This window comes from Falsirhodobacter algicola (assembly GCF_018279165.1).
Taxonomy (GTDB): Bacteria; Pseudomonadota; Alphaproteobacteria; order Rhodobacterales; family Rhodobacteraceae; genus Falsirhodobacter; species Falsirhodobacter algicola.
This window is the reverse complement of sequence record NZ_CP047289.1, coordinates 146,289-169,318: the sequence shown is the minus strand read 5'-3', so window position 1 is coordinate 169,318 and position 23,030 is coordinate 146,289. Positions and strand designations below refer to the sequence as shown.

Below are 23,030 nucleotides of genomic sequence, written 5' to 3'. Positions count from 1 at the left end.
CTGTTCTGCCCGGTGGGGCCGCGCCTTGCAAGCGGGGGATCGCCACCCTAAACCTTACGGCAAACAGGAGTATCCCGCATGATCCGTATCGATCTGGCCGACGCCATCGGCAACACCCCCCTGATCCGCCTGAAGCGCGCCTCCGAAGAGACGGGATGCGACATACTCGGCAAATGCGAGTTCCTGAACCCCGGCCAGTCCGTGAAGGACCGCGCGGCGCTGTTCATCATCCGCGACGCCATCGCGCGCGGGGCGCTGAAGCCCGGCGGCACCATCGTCGAGGGGACGGCCGGTAATACCGGGATCGGCCTCGCCCTCGTCGGCGCGTCCATGGGTTTTCGCACCGTGATCGTCATTCCTGAAACGCAAAGTCAGGAAAAGAAGGACATGCTGCGCCTTGCCGGGGCCGAACTGGTGCAAGTGCCCGCCGCCCCCTACAAGAACCCCAACAACTATGTCCGCTATTCCGAGCGGCTGGCCAAGGAGCTGGCGCGGTCCGAGCCGAATGGCGTGATCTGGGCCAACCAGTTCGACAACGTCGCCAACCGTCAGGCCCATATCGAAACGACCGGCCCCGAGATCTGGGAACAGACCGGCGGCAAGGTGGACGGCTTCGTCTGCGCCGTCGGCTCCGGCGGCACGCTGGCCGGGGTCGGCCTTGCGCTGCAGCCCAAGGGCGTGAAGATCGGCCTTGCCGACCCGGAGGGCGCGGCCCTGCACAGCTATTACACGACGGGCGAATTCGCCTCGCCCGGCAGCTCCATCACCGAAGGGATCGGTCAGGGCCGGATCACGAAGAACCTCGAAGGCTTCACCCCCGATTTCAGCTGGCGCATCCCGGATTCCGAAGCGCTGCCGATCGTCTTCGACATGCTGGAGGATGAGGGCCTGTGCCTCGGCGGATCGTCGGGGATCAACGTCGCGGGCGCGGTGCGCATGGCGCGCGAGATGGGTCCGGGCCATACGATCGTGACGATCCTGTGCGATTACGGCAACCGCTATCAGTCCAAGCTGTTCAACCCGGCCTTCCTCAAGGAAAAGGGCCTGCCCGTTCCCGAATGGCTCGACCGCGCACCCAAGGACATCCCCGAGGTCTTCGAGGACTGATCTTGCGCCCCGCGCCCCGGCATCCTATCTCGGGGCTGACGGGTTCTGCTCTTCTCGTGCTGAGGCATTTTTCCAGTGGCCGATAAGCACTTCCGAGGGGGCTGGCTCTGCCACGGTCCTGGCCGTGGTATCTGGCTCCCACCTGATTCGTCAGGCTCTCGGGAAATCTCACCCTCCACGGTCGCTGCGGGCCCGTCACCTTCCCCCGCCATCACGACATGAAAAAGGGGCGGCTTGCGCCACCCCTCAGGTTCGCCTTGCGACGAAACCGGGTTTCTTAGAACCCGTAGACCAGCGACACACCCAGGGTGTTGTCGGTGCGGATCGCGCGGCTCTCGTTGTAGTCCGTCAGGTAGCTGATACGGGTCGAGAACGCGTCCGTGACCTTGAAGTTCACGCCGAGGTCGTTGTTCACGCGCAGAGCGGCGTCCGAGTTCAGGGCATCGGTGTCCATCGTGATGAACACGTTCTGGTTGATGTCCCAGTAGAAGCGCGAGGACAGCACGTAGCCGACTTCGGAGTCGCTCTCGCCGTCACCGTATTTCAGGTAGGACTGACCGACACCGGCCTGAACGCGCCATGCGAGATCCGGACGGTTGAAGATGCGGTAACCCGGACCAATGCCGAGGAAGGCGTCCTGCTCGACTTTGTCGCCGATGTCGAGGTTGCCGTTGTCGATGTCTTCGTCGGTGATTTCGTCGGCCAGACCATCGGTGACCACACGGCCCATGATGAAGCCGTAGAAGCGGTCGTTGATGTCGTAGAGACCGTCATAGACGCCGTACACCTTCTCGGTGGTCGCATCGCTGTCTTCTTCTTCGAAGCGCATCAGGAAGGACAGGTTCTGCGTGAACGGACCTTGGTGATGCGTGACGCGGGCGCCGACGTCGAGGTTCTGGCTCTCGTCGTTGCCGGTCGCGCCGGAATAGCCGAGCGAGGCGCTGCCCGAGAAGCCTTCACGAGCGCCCGGAGCGCCGTAACGGAACGCGTCGCTGGAACGGTCGAACTGCTGTTCGACGTCGAAGCGCTGCTGATCGATCTGATCGTCGATCGCGTTCGGGTTCACGATGCTGTCCGACGCCGTCTGGGCGAAGGTCGGAGCGGCGGCACCGAGCATAAGAGCGAGCGCGGAAACGCCTGCGATTTTCATTTGATTGTTCATGTCCTGTCCTTTCAAACGGAAGCCCGGCAGGCCGGGTGGCCGTATTTCTCGTGCCGAAACGGAACATATGGCGGGACCGTGCAAGGTCCATACGCATCATCTTTGTTGAAGAAAATGCGAGGCATACGCCGAGCAGCCCTTGACGGCCCGTTCGGCGGGAACGTGCCAAGCGAGGGCACGGATTTCGCGTTTTGACGCAACGTTACAAAGCCGCTGTGCCCGAAGCGAGACATCCTTTCGGAGCATTCCGTGAGGATGTTACAAAATTGGATAAGATTTCGTGAGGTTTTGCTGTTGCATATGCGCAACAAAAAACCCGCCTTTCGGCGGGTTTCCAAGGGCTTCAGAAGCGCTCGGGGGCGGCCTCTCGGGCCATATGGTCCAGAACGGCATTGACGAACTTCGGTTCGCGCCCATCGGGGAAGAAGGCTTTGGCCACATCCACGAATTCCGTGATGACCACTTTGGGCGGTGTGTTGCCCAAGGTCAACTCGGCACCCGCCGCGCGGAACAGTGCACGCAGCACCGGATCGATCCGGTCGATCGGCCATTTGGCGACCAGCGCGCGGTCGGTCATCTGGTCGATGCGGGCCTGACGCTCCACCGCTTCGGACAGAAGGTGGCGGAAGTGATCGGGCTCGCCCTCGGCCATCTCGTCGCCGTCATAGACGGCACCGAAGCGATGGCTTTCGAATTCCTTGGCGACCGCTTCGACCGTCTGGCCGCGCGCCTCCATCTGGAACAGCGCCTGCACGGCATAGAGCCGCGAGGCGGATTTCATCTGACGTTTCTCGGCCGGGGTCATGCGAGGGTGCCTTCGCCCTTGGCAAGGTGCAGCTCGTCGGCGCGGAAACCGATGTTGCGGCGCGGCGCGGCGAACCGGCGGCGCAGCGCCACGAGATGCAGCGCCGCAGCCGCAGCCCCGCCGCCCTTGTTCTGGCCCGCCGCCTCGGCGCGCACGACCGCCTGTTCGCGCGTTTCCACGGTCAGGATGCCGTTGCCGATGCAGGCGCCCTGAAGGCCCAGCAGCGTCAGGGCGCGGCTGGAATCGTTGCACACCGTCTCGTAATGCGTCGTCTCGCCGCGGATCACGCAACCGAGCGCGACATAGCCGTCGAACTCCGCCTGCCGTTCGCAGATGGCGATGGCGGACGGGATCTCCAGCGCGCCGGGCACCTCGATCACCTCCACCGTCGCGCCGACCTCTTCGGCCACGGCGCGCGCACCGGCCACGAGTTCCTCCGCGATGTCGCCGTAATAGGGCGACACGACGATCGCCAGTTTCACCGGCGCCTCGAAGGTGGGCAGCGGCAGGGTGTGATGCTGTTCCGAAGCAGCCATGTCAGTCCTTCCTGATGGAGCGTGTTCCCGCGATGGAGAGGCCATAGGCCTCCAGACCCACCACCTTGGGAGCCGCCGAATTGGTCAATAGTTCGAGGCTGTGCAACCCCAGCGCGGCCAGAATCTGCGCCCCGACCCCGTAATTGCGCAGCGTCTGCGGCGAGGCTTCGCCCGCAGCGGCCAATTTGGGGGTGGCGTCGCGCAGCAGCACGATCACGCCGCGCCCTTCGGCTGCGACGGCCTCCATCGCGGCGGGCACCTCGTCGGTGCGCCCGGCGGTCAGGCCGATGATATCCTCCAGCGGGTTCAGCACATGGATGCGCGTCAGCACCGGATCGGGGGTCGTGATGTCGCCCTTGGTCAGCACGATATGTTCGGTGCCCGTCGGCTCGTCGGTGAACAGGCGCATCATCCACGCGCCGCCATGCACGGATTGCACATGGCGCACCTCGCGCTCGCTCACCAGATTGTCGTGGCGGCGGCGATAGGCGATGAGGTCGGAGATGGTGCCGATCTTCAGCCCGTGGCGCTGCGCAAAGGACACGAGGTCCGGCAGGCGCGACATGGTGCCGTCCTCGTTCATGATCTCGCAGATCACGCCCGAGGCGTTCAGCCCGGCCAGCCGCGACACGTCGACCGCCGCTTCGGTATGGCCCGCGCGCACCAGCACGCCGCCATCGCGCGCGCGCAGCGGGAAGACATGGCCCGGCGAATGGATGTCGGCCGCGCCCTTGGTCGGGTCGATCGCGACGGACACGGTGCGTGCGCGGTCATGGGCGGAGATGCCGGTCGTCACCCCCTCCTTCGCCTCGATGGACAGGGTGAAGGCGGTTTCGTGGCGGCTGCCGTTGCTCGCGCTCATCTGCGGCAGGCCCAGCGCCTCGATGCGGGCCGAGGGCAGCGCGAGGCAGATCAGCCCGCGCCCATGCGTCGCCATGAAGTTGATCGCGGCAGGGGTGCACATCTGCGCCGGGATCACCAGATCGCCCTCGTTCTCGCGATCTTCGTGATCGACGAGAATGAACATGCGGCCGTTGCGGGCGTCTTCGATGATCTCCTCGATGGAGGAGATGGCGTCGCTGAATTCGGTGGTCTCGGTCATGGCATTCTCCGCGCGGATGGCCCGGACATACTCCGCACGCGCAACGGATGCTAGGCGAAATACCTATTGGCGGGGATGTGTCCGGCCAGACGCCCGGCCTCCACCCAGTCCCGTTCGCCCATCGTCTCGGCGATCAGGAGCACGCGGTCGGCGGGCCAGTTCCGGCGCAGATCCGCGATCCGCTCCCGCAGCGCCGGCCATGGCAGAAGCCCCGGCGCAGCGCCCGCGCAATCCAAGGGCAGGCCGCGGGCGTTCAGGTCCGCCGCCGCCGCATCCACGGGCATCGGCGGCGCGACGGCCAACGCGCGCCCGGCCTTCACCGCCGACAGCGCGGCGATCCGCGCCGCATCCCCCTGCCCCGGCCGCAGCATCCGCAGCGCGTTCGTGGAAAAGAGGAGCGCGATCACGTCATGCCCCGTCTGCGCCCGGATGCCCGCATAGGTGCTGTAATCCAGCCCCAGTTCCGCCGCGCGGCGCACCCGCAGGCGCACCACCTCCACCGGAAGGCGCGGCATCAGCGCCGCCCGCGCCTTGGTCCATGCCAGCCGCCGGAAGGCATGGCCCTCCAGCCCCGGCCCCCCGTTATGGCCGATCAGGCCCATTCGCGCAGCCGCGCGACATAGCGGGCCATCGTATCCACCTCGAGGTTGATGCGGTCGCCCAGCGCGACATCGCCCCAAGTCGTCACCGCCTGCGTGTGCGGGATCAGGTTCACCCCGAAATCGACGCCCGCCACCTCGTTCACCGTCAGCGAGGTGCCGTTTAGCGTGACCGAGCCCTTGGGCGCGATGAATTTCGCCAGCGCCTCGGGCGCGCGGAAGGTCACGCGCAGACTGTCGCCGTCCTGCGACAGGCCCACCACTTCGGCCAAACCGTCCACATGGCCCGACACGATATGCCCGCCCAACTCATCCCCGACGCGCAGCGCACGTTCGAGGTTCAGCCGCCGCCCCTCGGTCCAGTCGGCGGCGGTCGTCACGCCCACCGTCTCGGCCGAGATTTCCACGTCGAACCAGTCCGGCCCCAGCCGCACCACGGTCAGACAGACCCCTTCGCAGGCGATGGAGGCGCCGATGTCGATCGTACTCGTGTCGTAAGAGGTGGTGATGCGGGCGCGCAGATCGCCCCGCTGCTCCATCTCGGCGACGCGGCCGATATCGGTGATGATTCCGGTGAACATGATCGTCCTCGCATTGCCTTTGGTGCCTCGCACGAAGGCCTAGCCTCCGCCCGCCCACGACGCAAGAGATTGCACCCCGGCGCATGGCGGGTAACATCCCGGCGGCAGGACGAAGGGCGGACACGATGACAGGCAGGCGCAGCTTCCTTTTCCTTCAAGGCCCGCACGGGCCTTGGTTCAGGACGCTGGCGCGCGGGATCGCGGCGTCGGGCGCGGCGGTGGCGCGCGTCGGATTCAACCGCGGCGACGAGGTGTTCTGGCCCAAGCGCCACTTCATCCCCTTCCAAGAGGATCACGCGCATTGGCCGCAGACCTTCCGCCGCATCGTGGAGGAGCGGGCGGTCACGGACCTCGTCCTCTACGGCGATACGCGCCCGGTCCACGCGCAGGCCGTCGCCATCGCGCGCGAGTTGGGCATCACCGTCCACGTCTTCGAGGAAGGCTATCTGCGCCCGCATTGGGTGACCTATGAACGCGGCGGTTCCAACGGGCATTCGCGGCTGATGACGATCGACGTGCCCGCGATGCGCGAGGCGCTGGCCCGGTCCGACATGGAATTCCCCGAGGCGCCGGCCCTGTGGGGCGACATGAAGGAGCATATGTTCTGGGGCGCGGTCTATCACGGCTTCGTCCTGTTCGGGCGCGGCTGGCCGAACTTCCGCCCCCACAGATCGCTGACGGTGCAGGAGGAGTTTCGCCTCTATCTGCGCCGACTGGCCCTGATGCCCGTGCATCATGTGGAACGGCGGATCGCCTCGCGGCGAATCATGCGCGGCGGCTTTCCCTACCACCTCGTGCTGCTGCAACTGGAGCACGACTCCAGTTTCCGCATGCATTCCCCCTACGCCACGCTGCGCGATTTCCTGCAGGAGGTGATGGAGGGCTTTGCCGAAGGCGCGCCGCGCCATCATCATCTGGTGTTCAAGAGCCACCCGCTGGAGGATGGCCGCACCCCCGTCGCCGCCGACATCCGCGATCTGGCCCAAAGCCTCGGGATCACGAAACGGGTGCATTTCGTGCGCGGGGGCAAGCTGGCGAAGCTGTTGAACGATGCCCGCAGCGCCATCACCGTCAATTCCACCGCCGCCCAGCAGGTGCTGTGGCGCGGTTTGCCCCTGAAAGCGACGGGGGCGGCCGTCTATGGCAAAGACGCCTTCGTCTCGCCCCAGCCCTTGCCCGAATTCTTCGCCGCACCTCAGCGGCCCGATGCCCGTGCCTATCGCGACTATCGCCACTACCTTCTTGAAACATCACAGGTTCCGGGGGGATTTTATTCCGCGCGGGGGCGGCGGGCGCTGCTGCGTCAGGTGGTCGATATGATGCTTTCGGAGGTGGACCCCTACGACGCATTGTCGGCCGGACACGCCTCCCCCCGCCTTCAGGTGCGCATTCTGCGGTGAATGCGGCCGAATTTTGGCTCGCATCCTCAGGCGATCTCTGTAATATCGAAAAAAAAAATCCGGACGAGGGTAACGTGGACGTGAAGCCGAACCTGACCAGGGTCGCACGCATTGCGATTCTGCTGACCGTGATGAGTGCGGTGGCCGCGTGCGGGCTGCCCCGCTCCGGTCCCAACAAACGCGAAATCTATGCCAGCTCCGTGGAGAACGGGGGCGATGCCTTCATCTTCGCCGTGACGCCGCAGGTGACGCGGATCACGTCTCAGGAGGCCACCTATGGCTTCGGCAGCGCGTTCCGCGGTGCCGGCCTCGTGGGTTCGGACACGATCGCGGCGGGCGACCAGTTGACCGTGACCGTCTATGAAAACGTGCGGGACGATCCGCTTCTGGGCAATTCGGGGCAGCGCGTTTCCGCGCTGAACCAGCTTCAGGTCGATGGTCAGGGCAATATCTTCGTGCCCTATGCCGGACGTATCCGCGCCGCCGGGCAGACGCCCGACTCGCTGCGCGAAACGCTGACGCGCGCGCTGTCGAACCAGACGCCCGATCCGCAGGTGCTGGTGCAGCGCGTGGCCGGCGACGGCTCCACCGTGACGGTCACCGGCTCGGCCGGGACGCGCGGCGTCTTCCCGCTGGAGCAGCCGACCCGCACGCTGACGGCCATGCTGGCCGCCGCCGGGGGCAGCACCGAAGATCCGCAGGTGACGCTGGTGCGCGTGACGCGCGGCAGCCAGACCGGGCAGATCTGGCTTCAGGATCTCTACGATCACCCCGAGGACGACATCGCCCTGCGCCCCGGCGACCGCATCACCGTGGAGCGGGACACCCGCAAGTTCATCGCCCTCGGCGCGACCGGCCAGTCCGTCGTCCCGTTCGAGACGCGCGATCTGTCGGCTATCGAGGCGATCGCCACCGTCGGCGGCCTTCAGACCAACCTCGCCGATCCGAAGGGCGTCTTCGTCTTCCGCGACGAAGATCCCGCCACGGTCCGCGCGCTGACCGGCCGCACCGACATCACGACGCCGCAGCGGGTGGCCTATGTGCTGAACCTGACCGAACCGTCGGGCCTGTTCGAGGCGCGGGACTTCCGCATCGACGACGGTGACACGCTCTATGTCACCGAAGCGCCCTTCGTCCAATGGACCAAGACGGTTCAGGCCATTCTGGGCACCACCAGCGCCGCCGACTCCCTCACCAGTGTCGGCCAGTAACAGCGATCGAACGGCCGCCGGGGCACCTCGGCGGCTTTTCTACTACAATGCCGGGCTTTTGCGCCAACCGCGCCTGCGCCGCATCCTGACACTTGCCGGGCACGATCTGCGGCTTGGCCTGCCCCGCGATGGGGATGGCGTCATCGTCTGGGGGCGCAGCCCCTATGCGCATCGGGGCGAACGGATCGCCGCCGCCCGCAATGTCCCCCTCTACCGGCTCGAAGATGCGTTCCTGCGCTCGGTCCATCCGGGGCGTGCGGACCGGCGCGGCCCTCTTGGCCTCTTGCTGGATCACACCGCCCATTTCGACAGCGCCGCCCCGTCGGAGCTTGAGCGCCGCATCGCCGCGCCCCCCGCCGATCCCGGCCTGCTGGCGCGGGCCGAAGATGGCATCGCCCGCCTCCGCCATCTGCATCTGAGCAAATATAACGGCTTCGACCCGGCCGCCCCCCTGCCCGAACCGGGTTTCGTGCTGGTGGTGGATCAGGTGCGGGGCGATGCCTCCATCCGGCATTCGGGGGCGGATGCCGCGACCTTCGCCCGGATGCTGGCCGCCGCGCGGGCGGAAAATCCCGGCGCGCGCATCGTGGTGAAGACCCATCCCGAAACGCTGGCGGGGTTGCGCCCCGGCCATTTCCCGTCGGACCTGCCGGCGGTGGGGACGGTCTCGCCTTGGGCGCTGCTCGACCGGGCGGCGCGGGTCTATACCGTATCCTCGCAGATGGGGTTCGAGGCGATTCTTGCCGGCCACCGTCCCCGCGTCTTCGGTCAGCCCTTCTATGCCGGCTGGGGCCTGAGCGAGGATGACGCCCCCCTGCCGCGCCGCACCGCGCGCCCGACGCCCGCGCGCCTCTTTGCCGCCGCCATGATCGAGGCGCCCTTGTGGTACGATCCCTGCCGCGACCGCCTCTGCCCCTTTGAGGAGGCGGTGGACCAGCTCGAGGCCGAGGTCCGCGCCTTTCGCGACGATCGGCGCGGCCATGTCGCCGCCGGCATGCGGCTGTGGAAGCGGGGGCGCTTGCAGGCGGTGTTCGGGCAAGAGGCCCCACTGCGCTTTCGCGACGATCCGGCCAAAGCGGCGGCCGAGGCCGCGCGCAGCGGGCGCGATCTTTTGATCTGGGCCGGGCGCGAGGCGCCGACCCCGCCCGCCCCCACGGTGCTGCGCCGGGTGGAGGATGGGTTCCTCCGCTCGCGCGGGCTGGGGGCGGAACTGGTGCCGCCGCTGTCGCTCGTGGCCGACGATCTCGGCATCTATTACGATCCGTCGCGGCCCAGCCGTCTGGAACGCCTGATCCTCGATCCGCCCCCGGCCGGGGCCGAAGCGCGGATCGAGGCGTTTCTGGCCCGGCTGACGGCGCATCGGTTGACGAAATACAATCTGGGGGGCGCGGCTCCGGCGCTGCCGCCCGGCCATCGCATCCTCGTACCGGGACAGGTGGAGGATGACGCCTCCATCCGGCTGGGGGCGGGGAGCGTGCGGACCAACGCCGCGCTGCTGGCGGCGGCGCGCACCGCCCATCCGGGGGCCGTCATCGTCTTCAAGCCCCATCCCGATGTGGAGGCGGGCCTGCGCCCCGGCGCGATCGACGCCGCCGATGCCGACATCGTCGCCCATCGCGCCGATCCCGCCGCCCTGATCGAAGCCTGCGACGAGGTTTGGACGATGACCTCCCTTCTGGGATTCGAGGCGCTGCTGCGCGGACGGAAAGTCACCTGCCTTGGAACGCCCTTCTATGCCGGGTGGGGCCTGACGCAGGACATGGCGCCCCCGACCGGGCGACGGGCACCGCGCCCGCTGTGGCGGCTGGCGCATGCCGCCCTCATCGCCTATCCGCGCTGTTTCGATCCGGTCAGCCGCGCGCCCTGCCCGCCCGAAGTGGTGCTGGACCGCCTGATCACCGGCCGCATCCCGCATCCGGGCCGCGCCAACCGGCTACTGGCCAAGGCGCAGGGCGCTCTGGCGGGCCATGCCCGGCTGTGGCGTCAGTAGATATAGCGGATCTGCTCGGTCCAGAACCGTTCCAGCCGCCGCAACAGATGGGCGGCATCCTCCATGCCCAGCGGGGTCACGATCTCGCGCCGCTGCAACTGACCGGCATGGCGGTCGAACAACCCCGACAACGCATCGTGAATGTCCCGCCCCTTGTCCGTCAGCCGCACGCGCACCGACCGGCGATCCACCGCCGAGCGTTCGTGGTGCATATAGCCCAGATCCACCAGCTTCTTCAGGTTGTAGCTGACATTCGAGCCTTGGTAATAGCCGCGGGTCTTGAGCTCCCCCGCCGTCACCTCATGCGGGCCGATGTTGAACAGCAGCAGCGCCTGCACCGGATTGATCTCCACGATGCGCATCCGCTCGAACTCGTCCTTCACGACATCGAGCATCAGGCGGTGAAGCCGCTCCACCAAAGACAGCATCTCACGATAGGGAAGCGCGATCTGCGCCTCCTCTCCGCTGCCCAAGACATGTGCATCCATCCTGCCGATCCTTTCCCTGTCAGGGGGCAGCATCGGCACAAATAGGAAACATCGCGTAAACGGATCAGGCTTTCTGCCAGCGCGTCCGTGCATGGCCCGAAATCGTGGCCAGAAGCGGGGCGAACGGCCCCCACGGCTCGCGCCGACCAAGGATGCAGGCCAGAAGGTCCTGATCGTTCTCTTCCAGCAGCAGTTCGTACTGATCCAGCTCCTCGGCGGTCAGGCCGGACAGATGCGTGTCCGACCACGGGCCGAGCACCAGATCCATCTCCTTCATGCCCCGCCGCCAGGACCGCATGGACAACCGCTTCAGACGGGCATCCGCCGCCTCGCCCGTTCCCGTATCCATGCGCATCCTCCTTAACGCTTGCTTGGCCAGTCCCCGCAACTTAAGACTTTGCGCGGCGAAGTACAAACCGGGACATGACATGGCCTTTCTTTCCGATACGCTGGCGCGCGTGAAACCCTCCCCCACGATTGCCGTGACGAACAAGGCGAACGAGCTGAAGGCGGAGGGGCGCGATGTCATCGGCCTCGGCGCCGGCGAGCCCGATTTCGACACGCCGCAGAACGTCAAGGACGCGGCCAAACGCGCAATCGACGCCGGAAAGACGAAATACACCGCCGTGGACGGCATTCCCGAACTGAAGAAGGCCATCTGCGCCAAGTTCGAACGGGAGAACGGCCTGTCCTACAAACCGAACCAGATCTCGGTCGGGACGGGCGGCAAGCAGATCCTGTACAACGCGCTGATGGCGACGCTGAACCCGGGCGACGAGGTGATCATCCCCGCGCCCTACTGGGTCAGCTATCCCGACATGGTGCTGCTGGCGGGCGGCACGCCGGTGCCGGTCGTCGCCGGGATCGAGACCAACTTCAAGCTGACCGCCGAGGCGCTGGACGCCGCGATCACGCCGAAGACGAAGTGGTTCATCTTCAACTCCCCCTCCAACCCGACGGGTGCGGGCTATACGCGCGACGAGCTGAAGGCGCTGACGGATGTGCTGATGAAGCATCCGCATGTCTGGGTGATGTCGGACGACATGTACGAACACCTCGTCTTCGACGATTTCGAGTTCTGCACCCCCGCGCAGGTGGAGCCGGGCCTCTATGACCGCACGCTGACCTGCAACGGCGTGTCCAAGGCCTATGCCATGACCGGCTGGCGCATCGGCTATGCCGCCGGCCCGGCCGCGCTGATCAAGGCGATGGGCACGATCCAGTCGCAATCGACCTCCAACCCCTGCTCCATCTCGCAATATGCCGCGCTCGAAGGGCTGACCGGCCCGCAGGACTTCCTCGAGGGCAACAAGGCCCTGTTCCAGCGCCGCCGCGATCTGGTCGTGGCCCTGCTGAACGAGGCCGAAGGCATCGTCTGCCCCAAGCCCGAAGGCGCGTTCTACGTCTATCCGGACATCTCGGGCTGCATCGGCAAGACCTCGGCCAAGGGGACGGTCATCTCCGATGACGAAACCTTCGCCAATGCGCTGCTGGAAGAAGAAGGCGTCGCCGTCGTCTTCGGCGCCGCATTCGGCTTGTCGCCGAACTTCCGCGTCAGCTATGCTACCTCCGACGAGGTGCTGAAAGAAGCCTGCGGGCGCATTCAGCGGTTCTGCAAAGGTCTGGTCTGACGCATGGCAAGCGAGCTTCCCGAATATTATTTCCGTGTGCGCGAGAACGGGGCCATCGTGTTCCGTGTCGACACGGAAAACCGTCAGCGTCGGATCGAGATGGATCAGATCGCGACGGTGAATACGCGCAACGGGGAGTTCAAACCGCAGGGCGACACAGTGCTGTCGCCCGAAGACGAGCGCGTGATCCGCGAATGGATCGCCGCCCGTCAGGAGACGCTGGCCCGGCGCGACGTGGATGACATCCTGCGCGCCATCGACCATCTGAACCTGACCGCCCATTGGGCCCAGAGCCGCGCCACCGAGGCGCAGCTCGAAGCCGTGACCGACGATCTGCTGCTGGCCATGCACGATCTGCGCACCGTTCTGGTGCGCAAGAAGGCCGACCGTCTGGCCAAGGGCTGACGGTCAGCGGATCGCGCGGATCGCGGCATCGAGCCGCGCCCGCGGCAGCATCACCAGCATCCCCGGCCCCTCGAAATCAAGCGTCACCTCGGCCGCGCCTGCCGCGTTCGAGGTGCCGATGCGCCCATCCGGCGCGAAGGTGATCCCCTCGATCGGCCAGACCAGCCCCTTTGCCCGCCCCGCAAGCCGCGCCATTGGAAACAGCGACACCCGATCCCCCACCCGCAGGCCCAGCCGCAGCGGGCGATGGGCGTGCAGGATCACATCCTCCGGTCCGATCAGAAGGCAAGGCGGCCCCCGATGCCGGACCAGCGCGTTCAGCACCGCCAGCCCGTGATCGGCCCGCGCCCCCGTCACCCCCGCCGCCAGCACGAAAGGCGCGTCGATGTTGCGCAGCGCCTTGTCGAAATCGGTGCTCTCCTGCTCGGTCACATGGTGCAGGCGGCCCGCCAAGGCCTGCCGCGCGCCGTCCGAGATGGAATCGAGATCGCCGATCACCGCATCCGGGCACAGCCCCGCCGCCAAGGCCCGGTCCGCCCCGCCATCGGCCGCCACCAGATGGGGCGCGCGGCGCAGACACAGGCGCAGATCGCGCCGCGTGGCCGGGCCGCCCGCCACGAGCGTCACAGGGACGGATGATTGAACAATCGGTTTCGTCATGCGAGTGAAAGCGGAAAGACTCCCGTCGGGTCCGAGATTACGGATGATACCGGGTGATTGATCGATAAAACCGACCCGTAACGGGCGCGAGGGGCGGGCGTCATGACAAGCGGACCGAAAAAGATAATGACCGTCTCCTACGGCAGCTTCTCCTGCACATTGGAGGGGTTCGACGATCCCTTCAACACGATGACGCAGGTGACGGCGCATTTCCGCGATCTGGCCGCCCGCGACCGGGATTTCGGCGCCGCGCCCCCCGGGCCGGAGCCGGCCCCCCCGGCGGAAAGCGCCGCCCCCTCGTCCGGGCCGCTGCCCGATCCCACACTCGACCGCATGATTCGCACGGCTGACACGCATATGAACGATCCCGCCCATCAGCGCCGCGTCTCGGCGCTGCGCGCCCTGAAACGCGCCGTCGCCGCCGGTGTCGCCGACCGCTTGGACGGGCGCGCCCCCCGCCCCGTCACGCCGCTGGCCGATCAGACGCGGCCCGATCCGGCCTCGGTCGGCTTTGCCAGCTTCGCCCTGACGCTGGGCGCGGAAACCACCGAGGAACTGGTGGAGGCCGCCGCCGTCTGGACCGCCCGCGTGGAGGATCGGCCCGAATTCACCCGTCCGCAGGTGCTGCGCCATGTCGGCGCCCAGACCGGCATACCCTATCCCGATCTTGCGCAGGCCTTCGATGCGCTGATCGCGCGTGGCCTGCTCCAGAGACAGAAAAGCGGCCGGTTCCGTGTCACCGACCGCTCCCCCTATCTGCATGAAACCGGCTGATCAGTCCGCGAAGGGATCGGTCACCAGAATCGTGTCGTCCCGCTCGGGCGAGGTCGAGAGCAGCGCCACCGGGCACTGGATCAGCTCTTCGATCCGGCGAACGTACTTGATCGCCGCAGCCGGAAGCTCGTTCCAGGTGCGGGCCCCGGCGGTGGACTGGCTCCAGCCCTCCATCTCTTCGTAGATGGGGGTGCAACGGGCCTGCTGATCGGCGGCGATCGGCAGGTGATCGAGGCGCTGACCGTCCAGATCGTAGCCGACGCAGATCTTCAGCGTCTCGAACCCGTCGAGCACATCGAGCTTCGTCAGCGCGATTCCCGACACGCCCGAGGTGGCGCAGGTCTGGCGCACCAGCACCGCATCGAACCAGCCGCAGCGGCGCTTGCGCCCGGTGACGGTGCCGAATTCATGCCCCCGCTCGCCCAGACGCTGGCCGTCGGCATCGTGCAGTTCGGCCGGGAACGGGCCTTCGCCGACCCGCGTGGTATAGGCCTTTACGATGCCCAGCACGAAACCGATCGCGCCCGGCCCAAGGCCGGTGCCCGTCGCCGCCTGCCCCGCGATCACGTTCGAGGACGTGACATAGGGATAGGTGCCGAAATCGATGTCCAGAAGCGCGCCCTGCGCCCCTTCGAACAGGATGCGTTTGCCGGCCCGGCGGGAATCGTTGAGGATCTTCCACACCGGCGCGGCATAGGGCAGCACCTGCGGCGCGATCTCGCGCAGCTTGGCCAAGAGCGCGTCCCGGTCCACCGGCTCCATCCCGAGGCCGCGGCGCAGCGCGTCGTGGTGCACCAGCGCGCGGTCCACACGCAATTCCAGCGTGGCATCGTCGGCCAGATCGGCGACGCGGATCGCCCGGCGGCCGACCTTGTCCTCGTAGGCCGGGCCGATGCCGCGGCCCGTGGTGCCGATCTTGGCGACCGAGGCTTGGCTTTCGCGGGCGCGGTCCAGCTCGCCATGCAGCGGCAGGATCAGCGGCGCGTTTTCGGCGATCATCAGGTTTTCGGGGCTGATTTCCACGCCTTGGCCGCGCAGCTTCTCGATCTCCGAGACGAGGTGCCAGGGGTCCAGCACGACACCGTTGCCGATGACCGAGATCTTGCCCCCGCGCACGATCCCCGAAGGAAGCAGCGACAGCTTATAGACGTTCTCGCCGATGACCAGCGTGTGCCCGGCGTTATGACCGCCTTGGAAACGCGCGATCACATCCGCACGCTCCGAGAGCCAGTCCACGATCTTGCCCTTCCCTTCGTCGCCCCATTGGGCGCCGACGACGACGACATTGGCCATTTGGCGGTCCTTTCCGGTCCTTGGTCAAACCGTGCGTGTCATAGCGGCAACGCGCGCACGGGAAAACCCCAATCGACGGAAATCGACCTGACGAAACCCTGATCACGCCGCCCTTTCCCTCGGCGGCATCCGCTTTTATGCTGGCGCCGCGCGAGACATGGGATGACCACGGGGACCAATGCGATGAAACGGCTGATGCTTGCCCTCCTTCTGACGGCCGTACCGGCCCTTGGCCACGCGTTCGAAACGAGCGCGACTTCGGCCTGGGTCTACGACATCACGACGAAGACGGTGCTTCTGGATAAGAACGCCCACACGCCGGAACACCCGGCCTCCATGTCCAAGCTGATGACGCTGAACATGCTGTTCGAGGCGCTGCACGATGGCCGCGTCACCATGCAGACCACGTTCCCGGTGTCGGAAAAGGCGTGGCGGATGGGCGGATCCAAGATGTTCGTCAAACCCTCCGACCGCCCGACGGTGGAGGAGCTCATCCACGGCATCATCGTCAATTCGGGCAATGACGCCTGCGTCGTCGTCGCCGAAGGCCTCGGCGGGACCGAAGAGAACTTCGCCCAGATGATGAACGAACGAGCGCGTCAGATCGGCCTGACGGAATCGCATTTCGCCAATGCCTCGGGCTGGCCGGACCCCGACCATCTGATGTCGATGCATGATCTGGGCGTGCTGGCGACGCGGCTGATCACCGAATTCCCCGAACTCTATTCCAACTTCTCCGTCCGGCAGTTCGATTACGAGAACCGCGTTCCGGCCAATGCCAACAACCGCAACCCCCTTCTGGCGCTGGAGGCGGGCGACTGGAAGGCCGACGGCCTGAAGACCGGCCATACCGAAGAATCGGGGTACGGGCTCGTCGGTTCGGCCGTGTCGAAAACCGATGGGCGGCGGATCGTGTTCGTGCTGAACGGCATGAATTCCGGCGCCGACCGCGCGACGGAATCAGAATCGGTCGCCAATTACGCCTTCCGCCAGTTCACCCAGAAGACCGTTCTGTCCGAAGGTCAGCGCGTCGGTCAGGCCGATGTGTGGATGGGCCAGTCCGATCAGGTCGGCCTCGTCGCCGCCGAGGAGGTGAAGCTGCTGGTGCCCGTGTCGGCGCAGGACGGGATCGAGGCGGAGGTGTCCTATACCGGCCCCGTCTCGGCGCCGATCGCCGCAGGGCAGCAACTGGGCGAGGTGGTGATCCACGTCCCCGGCCTGCCCGATCAGCGGGTGCCGCTGGTGGCCGAATCGTCCGTGGCCAAAGGCGGCTTCGGCACGCGGCTCTCCACGGCGGCGCGGGTGCTGGCCGAACGGTTCCTTGCACGCGATCCGGCCGCGCCGGCCGAACAGCCCGCCTCGTGACGTTCATCAGCTTCGAGGGCATCGACGGGTCGGGCAAGTCCACGCAGGCCCGGCGGCTTGCGGAGGCCCTGCGCGCGCGCGGCCATGCCGTCACGCTGACGCGCGAACCCGGCGGCAGCCCCGGGGCCGAGGACATCCGCCGCATGGTGCTGGAGGGCGAGGCCGAACGCTGGTCCGCCCGCACCGAACTGCTGCTCTTCACCGCCGCGCGGCGCGATCATCTGGAAAAGACCATCCAGCCCGCGCTGGACCGGGGCGAGATCGTCATCACCGACCGCTTCGCCGACAGCACCCGCATGTATCAGGGCCTGCGCGGCGGGCTGGAGGATCAGGTCGATATCCTCCACGCCTCCATGATCGGGGTGGAGCCGGACCTGACGGTGCTGATCGATATTCCCGCCGAAACCGGCCTTGGCCGCGCCCGTGCCCGCCACGGCGGCGAGCAGCGGTTCGAGGATATGGGCCTTGGTCTGCAACGCCAGATGCGCGACGGGTTCCTGCGCCTTGCCGCCGCGCCGCGTTTTCAGATCATCGACGGCACCGGCGATCCGGACGCCGTGGCGCAGGATGTTCTGGGCGCCGTGCTGGCGCGCCTGCCGCTCTGATCGGGGTCCGCCATGGCCGAGATGACGCCCCTTCCCGAACCCGACCGCATCGACGGCGCCCCCCACCCGCGCGAGACGCATGTGCTCTTCGGCCATGACGCCGCCGAACGCACCTTCCTCGATGCGCTGACGTCCGGGCGGCTGCATCACGGCTGGCTGATCAGCGGGCCGCGCGGCGTCGGCAAGGCGACGCTAGCGTGGCGCATTGCCCGCTATCTTCTGGCCGGGGATGGGCCGCCCGACCGTCTGGACATCCCCGAGGGCCATCCCACCGCCCGCCGCATGTCCGCCCTGTCCGAATCGCGTCTGTTCCTGCTGCGCCGGGGCGCCAATGCCACCGGATCGGCCCTCTCCGCCGACATCCGGGTGGACGAGGTGCGCAAGATGAAGAGCTTCTTCAGCCTGTCCGCGGCCGATGGCGGGCGGCGCGTCGCGATCGTGGACGCGGCGGACGAACTGGCCCCCGCCGGGGCCAACGCCCTTTTGAAGCTGCTGGAGGAACCGCCCCCCGGCGTGATCCTGCTGCTGGTCAGCCATCAGCCTTCGGCGCTTTTGCCCACCATCCGTTCGCGCTGCCGCGAATTGCGCCTTGCCCCCTTGGATGCGGCCCCGCTCAGCGCGGCGCTGACGGCGGCGGGCGCGGAGGTGGAGGACCCCGGCCCGCTCGCCGAACTCGGCGGCGGCTCCGTCGGCGAGGCGATGCGCCTTCTGAACCTCGACGGGCTGAACCTCTATGCCGGGCTGGTGCGGCTGCTGGCGGGCCTGCCGCGGCTGGACCGTGCGCAGGCGCTGGCGCTGGCCGAACTCGGCGCCGGGCGCGGCAACGAGGCGCGCTTCGATCTGATCGTCGGCCTGATCGACCGCCTTCTGGCGCGCATGGCCCGCGCCGGCACGCTGGGCCGCACCCCGCCCGAGGCCGCCCCCGGCGAGGCCGATCTGATCGAACGCCTGTCCCCGACCCCGGCCGCGGCCCTGCGCTGGGCCGATCTGGCGCAGACGCTGGGCCTGCGCGCGCGGCGCGGCCGTGCCGTGAACCTTGACCCGGCCGCGCTTCTGATGGATATGATCCTAAGGATCGACGAGACGGCGGCCGAGGTCGCACGGAGCCTATGACCGAACAGCCACACATCGTTGACAGCCACTGTCACCTCGACTTCCCCGATTTCGCGGAGGAACTGCCCGATGTCATCGCCCGCGCCCGCGCGGCCGGCGTGATGCGGATGGTCACCATCTGCACGCGGCTGCGCAACGTGCCGCAGGTCCGCGCCATCGCCGAGGCGCATGAGGGCGTGTTCTTCGCCGCCGGCACCCATCCGATGAGCGCCGCCGAAGAACCGATGGCCCGCATCGAGGATTTGGTCGCGCTGGCCCAGCATCCGAAATTCGTGGGCATCGGGGAAACCGGCCTCGATTATCACTACAGCGCCGATTCGGCGGCGGTGCAGCAGGAAAGCCTGCGCCTGCATATCGAGGCGGCGCGGCAAACGGGCCTGCCCCTCATCATCCATGCCCGCGACGCCGATGACGACATGGCCCGCATCCTGAGCGAGGAACATCGCGCCGGGGCGTTCGGCTGCGTGATGCACTGCTTCTCCTCCTCGGCGGAACTGGCGGCGGCGGCGCTGGATCTCGGCTTCTACCTGTCGATGTCGGGGATCGCGGCCTTCCCGCGCTCGGGCGCGCTGCGCGAGATCTTCGCCGCCGCCCCGCTGGACCGCATCCTCGTGGAAACCGACAGCCCCTATCTGGCCCCTCCGCCCCATCGCGGACGCCGGAACGAACCGGCCTATACCGCGCATACCGCCAAGGTCGGGGCCGAGGTGTTCGGCCTGTCCTTGGCCGATTTCGCCGCCGCCACATCCGCCAATTTCGACCGGCTGTTCACACGGGCGGCGGCATGATGCGACTCACCATCCTCGGCTGTGGATCGTCCGGGGGGGTGCCGCGCCTCGGGGGGCACTGGGGGGACTGCGATCCGGCCAACCCCAAGAACCGCCGCCGCCGCTGCTCGCTGCTGGTGGAGCGGGAGGGTCCGGGCGGCACCACGCGGGTGCTGATCGACACCTCGCCCGATATGCGCGATCAGCTTCTGGATGCCGGGGTCGGAACGCTGGATGCGGTGGTCTACACCCATCCCCATGCCGATCACGTCCACGGCCTCGACGATCTGCGGCAGATCGTCTTCAACACGGATACGCGCCTGCCGGTCTGGGCCGATCAGGCGACGCAGGATGCGCTGCTGACGCGCTTTGCCTATGCCTTCGTGCAGCCGCCGGGTTCGCACTATCCCCCGATCCTCGATCTGCACCGGATCGACGGCCCGTTCGAAATCGCGGGCGATGGGGGCCCGATCCCCTTCCGCCCCTTCACCGCGCGGCATGGCGGGATCGACGCCCTTGGTTTCCGCATCGGGCGCGCGGCCTATCTGCCCGACGCCGTGGAACTGCCCGAGGCGGCGTGGGAGGAACTTCGCGATCTCGATCTCTTCATCGTGGATGCGCTGCGCCGCAAACCGCATCCGACCCATGCGCATCTGGCGCTGGCGCTGGACTGGATCGCCCGCGCCGCGCCGCGCCGGGCGGTGCTGACGAACATGCATCTCGATATGGATTACGACACCCTGCGGGGGGAACTGCCGGAGGGCATCCTTCCCGCCTATGACGGAATGAGGCTGGAACTTCCATGACGGCACTGCTCGAGGTCATCCTTCCCGTCTTTGCCGTCATCGCCTTCGGGTGGTGGGCGCGATGGGCGAACCTGATCCTCGATGCGGCCGTGGACGGCGTCATGCGCTTTGCGCAGAACTTCGCGGTGCCGTGCCTGCTCTTCTACAACATGTGCCGGCTGGATGTGGCCGACAGCTTCGACATCCGCCTCTTCGCCTCGTTCTATACCGGGGCGATCGTGTCCTTCGTCATCGGCTGGCTGGCCGCGCAATTCGTGTTCCGCCGCCCGATCGAGGATGCGGTGGCGATCGGCTTCTGCTGCCTCTTCTCCAACTCGCTGCTGCTGGGCCTGCCGATCATGGAACGCGCCTATGGCGCCGATGCGCTTCAGGGCAACTTCACCATCATCGCGCTGCATTCGCCCATCCTCTACAGCCTCGGCATCGCCTCGATGGAGATCGTGCGCGCGCGGGGGACGGGGCTGTCCACCGCGCGGCTGGGCCTTCAGATCGGCCGGTCCATCCTGCGCCAGCCCTTGGTGATCGGCATCACGCTGGGCCTTGCGGTGAACCTGACGGGCCTGCCGATCCCCGGTTTCATCGATGGCGGCGTTGCGATGATGATGCGCGCCGCGCTGCCGGCGGCGCTGTTCGGGCTGGGAGGCGTCCTCTATCGCTACCGCCCCGAGGGGGATGCCAAGATCATCGCGATGGTCTGCGTGCTCTCGCTCGTGGTGCATCCGGGGCTGGCCTTCCTGATCGGGCGCGCCGTGGGGCTGGATACGGATCAGATGCGCTCGGCGGTGGTGACGGCGTCCATGGCGCCGGGCATGAACGCCTATCTGTTCGCGAACCTCTACGGCGTGGCGCTGCGCGTCAGCGCGACCTCGGTGCTGATGGCGACGGGTCTGTCGATGCTCAGCATCTGGGGCTGGCTGCACCTGCTGCCCTAATCCCCCGCCCAATCGGCGAGCCCGCCCAGACGGCCTGCACAGTCGCGCAGCGCGCCCCGGTCGCGGCCCCATGCCAGTTCCACCTCTGCCTGCGTCATGGCGTGGTCCGGCAGATCCACCGGCGCCGCGCAGGGCAGCAGCAGCGCGGGCGGCGGTTCAGCGGCGGGCGATGCGGCGCACGCTGTCAGCACGCAGAGCAAGGGTATCGGCATCAGGGTCCGCATGGGCGGCATCCTCCAGAAAACGGGCAAGTCGGTCGCGTTCGGCAGCAAGGGCAAGGCGCGCGGCCTCGGCCCGGTCGGCGGCGGTCCGCGCCGCCGCCAGCCGCACCAGCGCCTGACGCTCGGCGGCGGCATGGCCCATCCGCCACCCCTGCCCCCCGCAGCCCAGCCCGAACACCAGCGCCGCGAGGATCAGCCACCCCCTCATGCGCGGGCCCCGACCGTATCGGGGATGCGTGCCCATTTGGCATAGGCCGCCGCAAGCCGCGTGTGATAGCCATGCGTGGCATAGCCCGCCCCGTTATAGCCGCGCGCAAAGGCGGACCAGTCATGGCGGCGCAGCTCGTCGTCCAGCCCCTCGGACCGGATGAAGCAGACCATGCCCTCGAGCTGCGCCGCCTCGTCGTCCATGAAGGCCGCGACCATGCCCTGCACCGTGTCGTAGCCCGCCGCCTTGTGGTTGAAGCCCATGATCTGCCCAAGGCCCCAAGAGGCCGACCGCAACGCCGCGCGCGAATCCAGCAGCATCGCCATCTCCAGCCGCGGATAGCTGTCGGCCGGATAGGGCGCCTCGCCCCACCGGGCATAGGCAAGGCCCGCCCGCTCGGCGCTGCGGCGCTTGGCCTCGGGCAGTTCGCGCCAGAAGATATGCGGCTCGAACAGCATGCGGGGGCGGCCCTGCCGGTCGAAGCCGCCGCCCGCCGTCTCGACATCGATGACGGCGTGCAATTCGTCCTCTCCGACGCCGATCAGGGCGCCGATCTCGGGCAGGTCGTAATCATCAAGCCGGCGTGCGCGGCCTTGGAAACGGGTGCTCATACGGCGATCCCCCAGAACAGGATGGTGACAATACCGGCCAGCGCCCATGCGCGGCCCTCTTCGCAGATCAGGCGGAACAGGGGATCAGGCATCGCGCAGCCTCTGCGCGCGCGCCTCCACCAGTGCCATCAGCGCGCGCACCGCCGACATCCCGAGCGTGCCCGCGATATAGGCCGCCATCGCGGTGGCATGGGGCGTTTCCTCCATGCCGATGATCCACAGGATCGCGGGCCACAGATAGAACCCCGCCAGCATCCCGCCCGCCACGGCCACCCCCGCATCGCGCAGGCTGCGCCGCCGCCCCGTGATCCACCGCGTCAGCCCGCCCATCGCGCTGGGAATCAGCGTCCGCGCCCCTTCGGCCCAGAGGGCGCAGAGCGTCCATCCATATCCGTCCATGCCATGTCCTTTCCACAGTCGCGGATCAGGATGCATGGGCGGCGTTAAGGCGACGAAAGGGCACCGTGCGGAGGGCTGAAACGACGAAGGGCGGACCTTGCGGTCCGCCCTGCTCGTAGTGATGGTGCGGTCGAGAAGACTCGAACTTCCACGGGAGTTACCCCACAGCGACCTCAACGCTGCGCGTCTACCAATTCCGCCACGACCGCACTGTCTTGGCTTGGTGACGGGCTTGTAGCCGGTTCATCGAGGCTTGAAA

The 23,030-nt window shown here is 67.5% G+C and carries 26 protein-coding genes and 1 tRNA gene; 13 read left to right on the top strand and 14 right to left on the bottom strand.

Features of this window, described 5'->3' with window-relative positions; translation table 11 throughout:
* The first annotated feature begins 78 nt into the window (after nt 1–78).
* Complete coding sequence (locus tag GR316_RS00895) at nt 79–1,107, top strand: cysteine synthase A (protein WP_211784202.1); 1,029 nt, start codon at nt 79–81, stop codon at nt 1,105–1,107.
* A gap of 277 nt (nt 1,108–1,384) precedes the next feature.
* Here the strand turns inward: GR316_RS00895 and GR316_RS00890 are convergent, their stop codons facing one another.
* From GR316_RS00890 to GR316_RS00865, 6 genes are all read right to left on the bottom strand, one after another.
* Nucleotides 1,385–2,269: a DUF481 domain-containing protein gene (locus GR316_RS00890; RefSeq protein ID WP_211784201.1), complete on the bottom strand. Its 885-nt coding sequence runs from the start codon at nt 2,267–2,269 to the stop codon at nt 1,385–1,387.
* Between the two features lie 343 nt (nt 2,270–2,612).
* Nucleotides 2,613–3,074 (bottom strand): transcription antitermination factor NusB, encoded by a 462-nt coding sequence (gene nusB / locus GR316_RS00885; RefSeq protein ID WP_249218785.1) that lies wholly within the window; start codon nt 3,072–3,074, stop codon nt 2,613–2,615.
* Nucleotides 3,071–3,610 carry a 6,7-dimethyl-8-ribityllumazine synthase gene (locus GR316_RS00880; protein WP_211784200.1) on the bottom strand — a complete coding sequence of 180 codons (540 nt, stop codon included), beginning with the start codon at nt 3,608–3,610 and terminating at the stop codon, nt 3,071–3,073. The genes nusB and GR316_RS00880 overlap by 4 nt, the downstream gene beginning before the upstream one ends.
* Before the next feature lies 1 nt (nt 3,611).
* Nucleotides 3,612–4,712 carry a 3,4-dihydroxy-2-butanone-4-phosphate synthase gene (ribB, locus tag GR316_RS00875; RefSeq protein ID WP_211784199.1) on the bottom strand — a complete coding sequence of 367 codons (1,101 nt, stop codon included), beginning with the start codon at nt 4,710–4,712 and terminating at the stop codon, nt 3,612–3,614.
* A 50-nt stretch (nt 4,713–4,762) separates the two neighbouring features.
* Nucleotides 4,763–5,314 (bottom strand): hypothetical protein, encoded by a 552-nt coding sequence (locus tag GR316_RS00870; RefSeq protein WP_211784198.1) that lies wholly within the window; start codon nt 5,312–5,314, stop codon nt 4,763–4,765.
* Nucleotides 5,305–5,892, bottom strand: a complete 588-nt coding sequence (locus GR316_RS00865; protein ID WP_211784197.1) for a riboflavin synthase — start codon at nt 5,890–5,892, stop codon at nt 5,305–5,307. The genes GR316_RS00870 and GR316_RS00865 overlap by 10 nt, the downstream gene beginning before the upstream one ends.
* A gap of 125 nt (nt 5,893–6,017) precedes the next feature.
* Here GR316_RS00865 and GR316_RS00860 point away from each other — a divergent pair, with 125 nt between their 5' ends.
* The 3 genes from GR316_RS00860 to GR316_RS00850 all read left to right on the top strand — a co-directional run bounded on the left by GR316_RS00860 (nt 6,018) and on the right by GR316_RS00850 (nt 10,493).
* The gene (locus GR316_RS00860) at nt 6,018–7,292 is read left to right on the top strand and encodes a capsule biosynthesis protein (RefSeq protein ID WP_211784196.1); all 1,275 of its coding nucleotides are present in this window, start codon (nt 6,018–6,020) and stop codon (nt 7,290–7,292) included.
* A gap of 80 nt (nt 7,293–7,372) precedes the next feature.
* Nucleotides 7,373–8,503 carry a polysaccharide biosynthesis/export family protein gene (locus tag GR316_RS00855; protein WP_390625188.1) on the top strand — a complete coding sequence of 377 codons (1,131 nt, stop codon included), beginning with the start codon at nt 7,373–7,375 and terminating at the stop codon, nt 8,501–8,503.
* A complete protein-coding gene (locus GR316_RS00850; RefSeq protein WP_390625168.1) occupies nt 8,490–10,493 on the top strand; it encodes a capsular polysaccharide biosynthesis protein in 2,004 nt (667 codons plus the stop codon). Before GR316_RS00855 ends, GR316_RS00850 begins: the two co-directional genes overlap by 14 nt.
* On the opposite strand, the gene GR316_RS00845 is transcribed toward GR316_RS00850, so the two are convergent.
* Together GR316_RS00845 and GR316_RS00840 are read right to left on the bottom strand one after the other, a co-directional pair.
* Entirely contained in the window at nt 10,487–10,981 is a 495-nt protein-coding gene (locus GR316_RS00845) for a MarR family winged helix-turn-helix transcriptional regulator (RefSeq protein ID WP_211784194.1), read from the bottom strand. The two genes, GR316_RS00850 and GR316_RS00845, sit on opposite strands and share 7 nt — an antisense overlap.
* Nucleotides 10,982–11,045: 64 nt before the next feature.
* Nucleotides 11,046–11,330, bottom strand: coding sequence for an FAD assembly factor SdhE (locus GR316_RS00840; RefSeq protein WP_211784193.1), 285 nt, complete (start codon nt 11,328–11,330; stop codon nt 11,046–11,048).
* A 79-nt stretch (nt 11,331–11,409) separates the two neighbouring features.
* Here GR316_RS00840 and GR316_RS00835 point away from each other — a divergent pair, with 79 nt between their 5' ends.
* Together GR316_RS00835 and GR316_RS00830 are read left to right on the top strand one after the other, a co-directional pair.
* Nucleotides 11,410–12,612 carry a pyridoxal phosphate-dependent aminotransferase gene (locus tag GR316_RS00835; protein ID WP_211784192.1) on the top strand — a complete coding sequence of 401 codons (1,203 nt, stop codon included), beginning with the start codon at nt 11,410–11,412 and terminating at the stop codon, nt 12,610–12,612.
* Between the two features lie 3 nt (nt 12,613–12,615).
* Complete coding sequence (locus GR316_RS00830) at nt 12,616–13,017, top strand: hypothetical protein (protein ID WP_211784191.1); 402 nt, start codon at nt 12,616–12,618, stop codon at nt 13,015–13,017.
* Between the two features lie 3 nt (nt 13,018–13,020).
* Here the strand turns inward: GR316_RS00830 and GR316_RS00825 are convergent, their stop codons facing one another.
* On the bottom strand, nt 13,021–13,677 hold the full coding sequence (locus GR316_RS00825; RefSeq protein ID WP_211784190.1) for a thiamine diphosphokinase: 657 nt from the start codon (nt 13,675–13,677) through the stop codon (nt 13,021–13,023).
* Between the two features lie 126 nt (nt 13,678–13,803).
* On the opposite strand from GR316_RS00825, the gene GR316_RS00820 reads away from it, so the two are divergent.
* Complete coding sequence (locus tag GR316_RS00820) at nt 13,804–14,451, top strand: hypothetical protein (RefSeq protein WP_211784189.1); 648 nt, start codon at nt 13,804–13,806, stop codon at nt 14,449–14,451.
* Here the strand turns inward: GR316_RS00820 and GR316_RS00815 are convergent, their stop codons facing one another.
* Nucleotides 14,452–15,744, bottom strand: coding sequence for an adenylosuccinate synthase (locus GR316_RS00815; protein WP_211784188.1), 1,293 nt, complete (start codon nt 15,742–15,744; stop codon nt 14,452–14,454). It lies immediately after the preceding gene.
* Nucleotides 15,745–15,927: 183 nt separating this feature from the next.
* Between GR316_RS00815 and GR316_RS00810 the strand changes: the two genes are divergently transcribed.
* Genes GR316_RS00810 through GR316_RS00785 form a run of 6 tightly spaced genes read left to right on the top strand, consistent with a single transcriptional unit; the run spans nt 15,928 to nt 21,332 of the window.
* Nucleotides 15,928–17,109: a D-alanyl-D-alanine carboxypeptidase family protein gene (locus GR316_RS00810; protein WP_249218783.1), complete on the top strand. Its 1,182-nt coding sequence runs from the start codon at nt 15,928–15,930 to the stop codon at nt 17,107–17,109.
* Nucleotides 17,106–17,714: a dTMP kinase gene (tmk, locus tag GR316_RS00805; protein ID WP_211784186.1), complete on the top strand. Its 609-nt coding sequence runs from the start codon at nt 17,106–17,108 to the stop codon at nt 17,712–17,714. Before GR316_RS00810 ends, tmk begins: the two co-directional genes overlap by 4 nt.
* Nucleotides 17,715–17,726: 12 nt before the next feature.
* Nucleotides 17,727–18,827, top strand: coding sequence for a DNA polymerase III subunit delta' (locus GR316_RS00800; protein WP_211784185.1), 1,101 nt, complete (start codon nt 17,727–17,729; stop codon nt 18,825–18,827).
* Nucleotides 18,824–19,615, top strand: a complete 792-nt coding sequence (locus tag GR316_RS00795; protein ID WP_211784184.1) for a TatD family hydrolase — start codon at nt 18,824–18,826, stop codon at nt 19,613–19,615. Before GR316_RS00800 ends, GR316_RS00795 begins: the two co-directional genes overlap by 4 nt.
* The gene (locus GR316_RS00790; protein WP_211784183.1) at nt 19,612–20,400 is read left to right on the top strand and encodes an MBL fold metallo-hydrolase; all 789 of its coding nucleotides are present in this window, start codon (nt 19,612–19,614) and stop codon (nt 20,398–20,400) included. Before GR316_RS00795 ends, GR316_RS00790 begins: the two co-directional genes overlap by 4 nt.
* Nucleotides 20,397–21,332 (top strand): AEC family transporter, encoded by a 936-nt coding sequence (locus GR316_RS00785; protein WP_211784182.1) that lies wholly within the window; start codon nt 20,397–20,399, stop codon nt 21,330–21,332. Before GR316_RS00790 ends, GR316_RS00785 begins: the two co-directional genes overlap by 4 nt.
* Before the next feature lie 156 nt (nt 21,333–21,488).
* Here GR316_RS00785 and GR316_RS00780 read toward each other — a convergent pair whose 3' ends face one another.
* From GR316_RS00780 to GR316_RS00765, 4 genes are all read right to left on the bottom strand, one after another.
* A complete protein-coding gene (locus tag GR316_RS00780) occupies nt 21,489–21,761 on the bottom strand; it encodes a hypothetical protein (protein ID WP_211784181.1) in 273 nt (90 codons plus the stop codon).
* Nucleotides 21,758–22,372, bottom strand: a complete 615-nt coding sequence (locus tag GR316_RS00775; protein ID WP_211784180.1) for an N-acetylmuramidase family protein — start codon at nt 22,370–22,372, stop codon at nt 21,758–21,760. Before GR316_RS00775 ends, GR316_RS00780 begins: the two co-directional genes overlap by 4 nt.
* An 84-nt stretch (nt 22,373–22,456) precedes the next feature.
* Complete coding sequence (locus GR316_RS00770; protein WP_211784179.1) at nt 22,457–22,771, bottom strand: hypothetical protein; 315 nt, start codon at nt 22,769–22,771, stop codon at nt 22,457–22,459.
* Nucleotides 22,772–22,893: 122 nt separating this feature from the next.
* Nucleotides 22,894–22,980: transfer RNA gene (locus tag GR316_RS00765), tRNA-Leu, on the bottom strand.
* Between the last annotated feature and the right edge of the window lie 50 nt (nt 22,981–23,030).